Raw genomic sequence first — 8,534 nt, 5'->3', positions numbered from 1 at the left:
GCACGGGTGCGGCGGCTTCGGCGGCTTCGGCGGCTTGGTGGGGTGCGGTGGGTGGGTCGGGTGCGCGGGGTGCGTGGGGTGCGTGGGGTGCGTCGGATGGGCCGGGTGCCCGGGGTGGGGCTGGCCCGGGTGGGCCGGCAGGGACGGCTGCCCGGGGTGGTGGGCGGCGGCGGTGACCGCGTCCATGTCCAGGTCGATCGAGACGTCCGTCCACACCTCCACCTCGATGTCGACACCGCCGGCACCGGTCACCGAGACGGCGACCCGGGCGCAGGAGTCGACGTCCGTGTCGACCCCGGGGGCGGCGGACCGTCCGCACGCGGCACCGGTCAGCAGGGCGCAGGCGGCGGTCGCGCCGAGCACGGCGCCGGCCAGTCGGACGCCGCGGGCCTGCGGGGTGATCGGTCCCGGCATGGTGGATCTGGTGCCTTTCGTTCCGGCGACGGCGCGTCGACGGTGGTTCGGTGACGATCGGAGGGCGGACACGAGGCGGTGCCGGGCACCCGAACGGGCAGCCCGACACCGTGTCAACTCGATCTTGCACAGCCGGGTTACGGCCTTCACCCGGTCAGCCGCGGCCGCCCGCGATCTCGACGTTCTCCAGCACACCGACCGCGTCCGGCACCAGGATCGCCGCCGAGTAGTAGGCGGTGACCAGGTACGAGATGAGGGCCTTGTCGTCGATGCCCATGAAGCGGACGGACAGGCTCGGCTGGTACTCGTCCGGGATGCCGGTCTGGTGCAGGCCGATCACGCCCTGGTTGTCCTCGCCGGTGCGCATCACCAGGATCGAGCTGGTGTGCTCCTTGGTGATCGGGATCTTGTTGCAGGGCAGGATCGGCACCCCGCGCCAGGCCGGCACCTTCTGACCGCCCAGGTCGACGTGGTCCGGGTACAGCCCGCGGGAGTTGAGCTCGCGGCCGATGGCGGCGATGGTCTTCGGGTGGGCGAGGAAGTACTCCGAGTCCCGGCGGCGGCTCAGCAGCTCGTCCAGGTCGTCCGGGGTGGGCGGGCCGGAGTGGGTCTGGATCCGCTGGTCGAAGTCGGCGTTGTGCAGCAGGCCGAACTCCGGGTTGTTGACCAGCTCGTGCTCCTGGCGCTCGCGCAGGGCCTCGATGGTCAGCCGCAGCTGGTGCTCGATCTGGTTCATCGGCTGGTTGTAGAGGTCGGCGACCCGGGTGTGCACCTTGAGCACGGTCTGTGCGACGCTCAGCTCGTACTCGCGGGGGCGCAGCTCGTAGTCGACGAAGGCGCCGGGCAGCTGGTGCTCGCCGGTGTGGCCGGCCGACATGGCGATCTCGGCCTCGCCGCGCTCGTTCTGCCGCTGCGCGGGCAGCGAGCGGAACTCGTGGATGTGCGCCTGCAGCGCGGGGGAGCCGGCCAGCACGGCCTCGAACTCGGTGCGGGAGAGCGAGAGGATCGTTCCGGCAGTGAGGGACTTCGCGGTGTAGTCCCAGACGGCGTCGGGGTCGAGCAGCGCGGACTCGCCGAAGCGGTCGCCGTCGCCGATCACGCCGAGCTCGGTGTCGTCGCCGTACCGGCCGCTGCCGACCCGGCTGACCTTGCCGTGCGCGATGAGGTGGATCCGGTCGGACGGGGTGTCCCGCTCGGCCAGCACCTCGCCCGGCCCGAAGTCCCGCTGGACGCAGCGGTCGGCCAGCACGGTGAGCACGTCGACGTCCTCGAAGCCGCGCAGCAGGGCGAGTTCGCCGAGCTCGCGGGGGATCACCCGGACCTGGGAGCCGGTCTTGACGAACTCGATCCGGCCGTCGCCGACCGCGTAGGTCAGGCGGCGGTTCACCCGGTAGGCGCCGCCGGCGGTCTGCACCCAGGGCAGGACCCGCAGCAGCCAGCGGGAGGTGATCTCCTGCATCTGCGGGGCTGACTTGGTGGTCGTGGCGAGATTGCGGGCGGCAGCCGTGGTGAGGCTGGACTGCTGCTGCACCTGCGGTGCCTCCGGGCTCGCGTCCACGGACATCGGCAGGGTTCTCCTTCGTATGGTGCGCCGCCAGCACGCGGACATGGCGGAGCGTCAGATCCTGTGTCGGGAAGGGAAGGCGGCGTCCTGTCGTGTGCGGCGGACGGGCACCCGGAACGGAACACTAGATCGTCACGGACCCTTGATCCGTCCGGCTGGCCGTCCGCCACCCCATCAGGTGAAATCACCGGCAGAAAGGATTGACCGGTGATCGACAGGGCCGGACGGCGGCGGACAGAACCGGGCGTGCGGAGCGGCTGCGGAGCGCGTCGCACCGGTCGGACGACGCCGGACGCGCCGGGGCCCGCCGCCGGCTCCGCGAGCCGTCCGGCGGGCCCCCGTGCCCGTCTGCCTGCGCCTTCTCCCGTGCGGGATCAGGCCGTTCGCAGCTCCAGGGTGCAGCACTTGACGCTTCCGCCGGCCTTCAGGAGCTCCGACAGATCGAGACCGATCGGTTCGAAGCCGCGCTCGCGCAGCTGTTCGGCGAGCGCGGTCGCGTTCTGCGGCAGCACGACGTGCCGGCCGTCCGAGGCCGCGTTGAGGCCGAAGACGGCGGCGTCCTCGGCCGTGGCGATCACCGCGTCCGGGAAGAGCCGCCGCAGCACCGCCCGGCTGCCCGGGGTGAACGCCTCCGGGTAGTAGGCGACCGTCCGTTCGTCCAGCACCGCGAGGGCGGTGTCCAGGTGGTAGAAGCGCGGGTCGACCAGGGTCAGCCCGATCACCGGGCGGCCGAAGAACTCCTGCGCCTCGGCGTGCGAGCGCGGGTCGCTGCGGAAGCCGGTGCCGGCCAGCAGCAGGTCCCCGCAGAGCAGGTAGTCGCCCTCGCCCTCGTTCACGAAGCCGGCGGTCGCCACCTCGGCCAGGCCGAGGCCGAGCAGCCGCTCGCGGTAGGCGGGGGCCTCGTCCGCCCGCTCGCGGTCGCGGAACCGCGCGACCAGCGCCCGGCCGTCCAGCACCGTGGCGCCGTTGGCGGCGAAGACCATGTCCGGCAGGCCGGGCACCGGTTCGACGGTGTCCACGGTGTGTCCGAGCTCCAGGTACACCTGGCGGAGCTGCTCCCACTGGGCGACCGCGAGCGCGGTGTCGACGGGCTTGCCCGGGTCCATCCACGGGTTGATGGAGTAGACGACGTCGAAGTGGGTGGGACGGCACATGAGGTAGTGCCGGGGCTGGGCGGAGCGCATGGTGGTGACCCCCAGGACGTGGCGGCGGGCCGCCGGGTGTGCGGCCGCGCCGCGAACGCTACGCCGCGCCCACCGAACGGCGAGTGAACCTGCGGCGGCGGCGCAGTGACATCCGGCCACCTGGGTAAACCTTTCTCCGCCACCCGAAACCCGTCGCCGCCCTCGGCCGTTGGAGGAATGTTCGGCGGCTCGGGGGCCGCCGGCCACCGAACCGGGGCCCGCACCGGGGCCCGCACCGGGCAGCCTGTCGGAAGATCGTTCACGGGGGGAGCACCACCATGTCCGGAGACACCATGTCCGGAGACACCATGCCCGCAGACACCGCGGCCGAGGACGCCGCCGAGGTCCTGATCGTCGGCGCAGGGCCGGCCGGGCTGGTCCTCGGCAACCTGCTGCTCGCCGCGGGGGTGCGCTGCACCGTCCTCGAACGGCAGAGCCGCGCCCACGTCGAGCAGCGCGCCCGGGCCGGGTTCCTGGCCGCGAACACCGTCCGGGTGCTCACCGAGAACGGCCTCGCCGGCGGTCTGCTGAAGGACGGTCAGCAGCACGACACCTGCGCCTTCCGCACCGACGGCGGCGAGTTCCACCTGAACTACGGCAGCCTCGGCCGCGGCGAGGCGCACACCGTCTACCCGCAGCAGCACCTCGTCCGCGACCTGGTCGCCGAGTTCCTCGCCCGCGGCGGTGACCTGCGCTTCGAGACCCCGGTGGTCGGCATCACCGGGCTCACCGGCGACCGCCCGGCGGTCACCGCGCAGTCCGCGGACGGCACCCTGCGCCGGCTGCAGGCCCGGTTCGTCGCCGGCTGCGACGGCCGGCACGGCACCGCCCGCACCGCCGTCCCGGCCGGCGCCGTCCGCCGCTACCGCCGCGACCACGGCGTCACCTGGCTGGCCCTGCTCGCCGCCGCCCCGCAGAGCATGGCCGCCGTCGCCTACGCCGTCCACGAGGACGGCTTCGCCGGCCACATGGCCCGCACCCCCGACATCACCCGCTACTACCTGCAGGTGCCGCGCGGCGAGTCCCCGGACGCCCGGTCGGAGGCCCTGATCTGGGCCGAACTCGCCCACCGGATGCGCGCCGACCGGCACGGGACGCTGCACGAGGGGCCGATCCTGGAACGCCGGACGGTCGAGATGACCTCCGACGTCCTCGATCCGATCCAGTACGGCCGGCTGTTCCTGGTCGGCGACGCCGCCGGTCTGATCAGCCCGGCGGCCGCCAAGGGCGCCAACCTCGCCGTCATGGAGGCCGAGATCCTCGCCCGGGGCCTGGTCGCCGCCCTGCGCGGCGGCGACGAGCAGCTGCTCGCCCGCTACTCCGCCGACTGCCTGCCGCGGATATGGCGGGCGCAGGAGTTCTCGCACTGGATGATCAACCTGCTGCACGGTCCGGCCGGCGGCGGCGACGACGCCGTCTTCCTGCGCGCCCTGCAACAGGCCCGGCTGGAGAGCCTGCGGACCTCCCGCCGGCACCAGGACCACTTCGCCGAGAACTACGTCGGTATCTGACAGTCAGTCAATTCATAGCCCGAACAACCCGCTCCACGGGGGAGACAACCGCATGGGCAACCCGCCCGGCGCGGCACAGCCGCGCCTGCATCCGCACGACCTCGACCGCATCCGCCGGGCCGCCGCCTTCGTCGCGGCCAACGACACCGCCACCGTCCTCGCCGACCTGCTGCCCGGACTCGCACCCGCCGAGCGGGACGCCGTCGCCGCACACGCCCGCTTCACCCACGCCGCCGTCCTGGTCTTCCCGAGCTCGCTCGGCGAACTGCACGCCCTGCTCCGCGCGGAAGGGCTGGACGCCGGTCCGGTCACCCCCAGCACGGTCGTCCGTGAGCGGCTCGCCCGACGCTACGGGCGCAGCGCGGACAGCCTGGAGGTCGGCATCCTCCGAGCCCCGGTGACCGCCGCCGACGGCAGCCCCTGCGAGATCGAGGTCTTCGCGCTCGCCGTCCCGCCCGGCTCCGGCCTCGACACCCTCGCCGCAGGCGAGCGCGCCCACGACAACGAGGCGCACCTCGCCCTGGAGGTCACCACGCCCGACCCGGTGGTGCTCGCCGGACTGCGCGCCACCCTGCTCGACGGCGGCCGCACCACCGCCGACGGCGGCGGGCACAACGCCCACGAGGACACCACCGTCCTCTACTTCCGCACCGGCGCCGACTCCGGCCACCGGCGGCTGGAGCTCAACACCACCGGCCACCACGCCGCGGTCCTCGCCGCCCACGGCAGCACCGGCGACCGCCCGGCCGAGCGGCTGCTGCACCTGATGACCGGCGCCTGGGCCACCCAGGCCGTCGCGGTCGCCGCCGAACTGCGGCTCGCCGACCACCTCGACACCGCTCCCCGACCGTCCACCGAGCGGCTCGCCGAACTCACCGGCACCCACCCCGACCGCCTGCAGCGCCTGCTGCGCTACCTCACCGCACTCGGGGTGTTCGCCCCCGACGGCGCGGGCGCGCACCGCCCCACCGAGCTCGGCCGGCTGCTGCGCACCGGGGCCGACCGGTCGCTGCACCCGCTCGCCCTGCTCTACGGCGGCCCGTTCTACCGCTCCTTCGGTGCCCTCGGGTACGCCGTCCGCACCGGCCGGGACGCCTTCGAACACACCTACGGCGCCCACCACTTCACCCACTTCGCGGCGGACCCGCAGCTCGCCGACCTGTTCGACCGGTCGATGGCCGCCAGCACCCAGATGTTCGACCCGATCGCCGAGCTCGTCGATTTCACCTCCGCCCGGGTCGTGGTGGACGTCGCCGGCGGCAACGGCGCCCTGCTCTCCGGGGTGCTCACCGCCCACCCGCACCTGGAGGGCGTCCTGCTGGAGCGCCCGCACGTGGTGGAAGCCGCCCGGGAGACCCTGACGAAGGCGGGCTGCGCCGACCGCTGCCGGCTGGTGACCGGCGACTTCACCGACGGGGTGCCCGCCGGCGGTGACGTCTACCTGCTCTCCCGGGTGCTGCACGACTGGGACGACCGGCAGTGCCTGGCCATCCTGCGCCGGCTCGCCGAGGCGGTGCCCGAGCACGCCGAACTCCTCGTGGTGGAGCGGCTGCTGCCCGCCGAGGAGGACGCCGGGCCGTCGCTGGCCGTGCCCTGGGACGTCCACATGCTGTGCAACGTCGGCGGCCGGGAGCGCACCGCCGAGCACTACGGGCGGCTGCTCGCCGAGGCCGGCTTCGACCTCACCGGCGTCGCCGAACTCCCGCTGGACGGCGCACTGCTGGCCGCCCGCCGGGCGCGCTGACGGCACCGGGCGCAGCAGGGCCGGGCGGGGCGGCCGGTACGCCGTCCCGCCCGGCGGCCCTCAGCGCATCTGCACCTCCGTCCGGCGCAGCGCCGAGCGGAGCACGAAGGCGCCGCCGATCTCGATCAGGCCGAGCAGCACCAGCCACAGCCCGAGCAGTCTGGCCAGCGCGACGGCGGACTCGACCGGGTAGGCGAGCACCACGATGCCCGCGATCACCCCGATCGCGCCCAGGAAGACCGCGAGCCCGCGGCCCGGCATCGCCCTGTTGGAGATCGCCACGAACAGCGTCACGATCCCGGCCAGCAGCCAGTAGAGGCCGACCACGATCGCCAGGAAGCCGACGGTCTGCAACTGGTGGCGCAGCACCAGCACACCCGCCACCACCGACAGCAGCGCGATCAGCACGTGCAGCACCCGGCCGCCGGTGCCGTCCTCGTGCGTGAAGGCGGTGACGAAGCGGACCGCCCCGGCCACCAGCAGCTGCAGGCCGATGATGATGGCGACCACCCGGGTGGTCTCCTCGGGCCAGGCGAGCATCACGACGCCCGCCACCACGGTCAGCACTCCGAAGGACAGCGGCCACAGCCACGACCTGCCGAGACCGGTCAGCAGGTCCTGCGGGTCCGCGGGGGCGGGACGGGAGGGTGCGGTCATGGTGTGCTCCCTCGTTCGGCGGAGCCGGCGCACGGGGCGCCCGGAGCACCCAGTCTCCCGCCGCCGCGGCCGGCGGAGATCACCCGCGCCGGGTGGTGCGGGCGCCCCCCGCTCCGGGGACGGTTGATCCGGAGCAACCCGCCTGCCGCACCCCCCGGGGCAGGCGCCCGTGACAGGAGGCGCACGGTGGACGACTACCCGCTGCTCAACATCTTCTGGACCATGCTGTGGTTCTTCCTCTGGATCCTCTGGTTCTTCCTGCTGTTCCGGATCTTCGGCGACCTCTTCCGGGACGACTCGGTCGGCGGCTGGGGCAAGGCCGGCTGGTGCATCTTCCTGATCCTGATCCCCTTCCTCGGCGTGTTCGTCTACCTGATCGCCCGCGGTAGGGGCATGGGCGAACGCGAGATGCAGATGCGGATGCAGGCCGAACAGGACTTCCGCTCCTACGTCCAAGAAGCCGCGGCCGGCTCCGGCCCGGCACCGTCCAGTCACGTCGACGAACTCGCCAAGCTCGCCGAACTGCAGAAGAGCGGGGCGATCACCGACGCGGAGTACCAGCAGGCCAAGGCGAAGGTCCTGGCCTGACCGCCAGGACCGGAAGGGGCGCCGGACCGCCACCGCGGCGATCCGGCGCCCTCGTGCGCACGGGCCGAACCCGGCGGCTGCCGGGCCCCGCTCTCAGTCCGGCGGCTGCCGGGCCCCGATCTCAGTCCGGCAGCTGCCGGAACTCCACCACCCGCAGGCCGAGCGCCCGGAACCGGGCCAGCAGGCCGTACAGGTGCGCCTCGTCGACCACCTGGCCGTACAGCACCGTCTGGCTCGGGACGACGTAGCTGTCGAGCTCGGGGAACCCCTCGGAGAGCATCGTCTCCGACATCGTCCCGGCGACGCGGATCTCGTAGTGCATGGGCACACGCTTCCCTCGGTACCCCACGGCCTCGGACCCCCTGCTCCACCGTCGCCGGTACGGCCGGTTGGGTCATCACCCGGTCGGGGTGGGACCCGCCCGGCCGCTCAGAGCAGGTGCAGCTGCCGGGCCCGGCGCACCGCCTCCCCGCGGCGGGTGGCGCACAGCTTGCGGTTGATGCTCTTCAGATGCGTCTTCACGGTGTTCACCGACAGGTGAAGGTCGGCGGCGATCTCGTCGGTGGACATCAGCTGCGCCACCCGGACGAGCACGTCGTGCTCGCGCTCGCTCAGCTGCTCCACCACGCGGGCGGGTGCCGGTTCGTCACCCGGACGGGGGAGTCCGGCGACCAGGTCCCGGGGCAGCCAGCCGTGGGCGTGGGCGAGGGCCGGACGTTCCTGCAGCAGCCGCCGCACCCACGGGCCGGCCTCCCGGAACGGGCGGCGCAGCCGGTCCGGGCGGGCCGCGGCCAGTGCCTGCGCCAGCAGCCGGTGGGCCGCCGCCGGGTCCCCGACGGCGGAGGCCGCCCGGGCCCGGACCAGCTGGGCCC

At 73.6% G+C, this 8,534-nt stretch carries 8 protein-coding genes and 1 pseudogene; 3 read left to right on the top strand and 6 right to left on the bottom strand.

The window, feature by feature from the left end; all coding sequences use genetic code 11:
• The 3 genes and pseudogenes from KSNIM_RS10465 to ddaH form a co-directional block, all read right to left on the bottom strand.
• A pseudogene (locus KSNIM_RS10465) lies at positions 1–414 on the bottom strand (hypothetical protein); the annotation flags it as partial.
• A gap of 154 nt (positions 415–568) precedes the next feature.
• On the bottom strand, positions 569–1,978 hold the full coding sequence (locus tag KSNIM_RS10460) for a family 2B encapsulin nanocompartment shell protein (RefSeq protein WP_263102962.1): 1,410 nt from the start codon (positions 1,976–1,978) through the stop codon (positions 569–571).
• Between the two features lie 374 nt (positions 1,979–2,352).
• Complete coding sequence (gene ddaH, locus KSNIM_RS10455) at positions 2,353–3,177, bottom strand: dimethylargininase (protein WP_411543855.1); 825 nt, start codon at positions 3,175–3,177, stop codon at positions 2,353–2,355.
• A gap of 293 nt (positions 3,178–3,470) precedes the next feature.
• On the opposite strand from ddaH, the gene KSNIM_RS10450 reads away from it, so the two are divergent.
• Together KSNIM_RS10450 and KSNIM_RS10445 are read left to right on the top strand one after the other, a co-directional pair.
• Positions 3,471–4,673, top strand: coding sequence for a 4-hydroxybenzoate 3-monooxygenase (locus tag KSNIM_RS10450; RefSeq protein WP_263107894.1), 1,203 nt, complete (start codon positions 3,471–3,473; stop codon positions 4,671–4,673).
• Positions 4,674–4,725: 52 nt separating this feature from the next.
• The gene (locus KSNIM_RS10445) at positions 4,726–6,417 is read left to right on the top strand and encodes an acetylserotonin O-methyltransferase (RefSeq protein WP_263102960.1); all 1,692 of its coding nucleotides are present in this window, start codon (positions 4,726–4,728) and stop codon (positions 6,415–6,417) included.
• 60 nt (positions 6,418–6,477) lie between these two features.
• Here the strand turns inward: KSNIM_RS10445 and KSNIM_RS10440 are convergent, their stop codons facing one another.
• Positions 6,478–7,074 carry an HdeD family acid-resistance protein gene (locus KSNIM_RS10440; RefSeq protein WP_263102959.1) on the bottom strand — a complete coding sequence of 199 codons (597 nt, stop codon included), beginning with the start codon at positions 7,072–7,074 and terminating at the stop codon, positions 6,478–6,480.
• 186 nt (positions 7,075–7,260) lie between these two features.
• Here KSNIM_RS10440 and KSNIM_RS10435 point away from each other — a divergent pair, with 186 nt between their 5' ends.
• The gene (locus KSNIM_RS10435) at positions 7,261–7,662 is read left to right on the top strand and encodes an SHOCT domain-containing protein (RefSeq protein ID WP_263102958.1); all 402 of its coding nucleotides are present in this window, start codon (positions 7,261–7,263) and stop codon (positions 7,660–7,662) included.
• 121 nt (positions 7,663–7,783) lie between these two features.
• Here the strand turns inward: KSNIM_RS10435 and KSNIM_RS10430 are convergent, their stop codons facing one another.
• Positions 7,784–7,984: a hypothetical protein gene (locus KSNIM_RS10430; protein ID WP_263102957.1), complete on the bottom strand. Its 201-nt coding sequence runs from the start codon at positions 7,982–7,984 to the stop codon at positions 7,784–7,786.
• 107 nt (positions 7,985–8,091) lie between these two features.
• The coding region (locus tag KSNIM_RS10425; RefSeq protein ID WP_263102955.1) for a helix-turn-helix transcriptional regulator at positions 8,092–8,534 on the bottom strand (443 nt) is incomplete at its 5' end.

The sequence above is a fragment of the Kitasatospora sp. DSM 101779 genome (assembly GCF_025655475.1).
GTDB lineage: Bacteria > Actinomycetota > Actinomycetes > Streptomycetales > Streptomycetaceae > Kitasatospora.
The sequence above is the reverse complement of the archived record's forward strand: the minus strand, read 5'-3'. Positions and strand labels throughout refer to the sequence as shown.

Coding starts and splice junctions, on each gene's coding strand:
- KSNIM_RS10450 (WP_263107894.1), top strand. CDS start 3,471: ATGCCCGCAGACACCGCGGCCGAGGACGCCGCCGAGGTCCTGATCGTC.
- KSNIM_RS10440 (WP_263102959.1), bottom strand. CDS start 7,074: ATGACCGCACCCTCCCGTCCCGCCCCCGCGGACCCGCAGGACCTGCTG.
- KSNIM_RS10430 (WP_263102957.1), bottom strand. CDS start 7,984: ATGCACTACGAGATCCGCGTCGCCGGGACGATGTCGGAGACGATGCTC.
- KSNIM_RS10445 (WP_263102960.1), top strand. CDS start 4,726: ATGGGCAACCCGCCCGGCGCGGCACAGCCGCGCCTGCATCCGCACGAC.
- KSNIM_RS10460 (WP_263102962.1), bottom strand. CDS start 1,978: ATGTCCGTGGACGCGAGCCCGGAGGCACCGCAGGTGCAGCAGCAGTCC.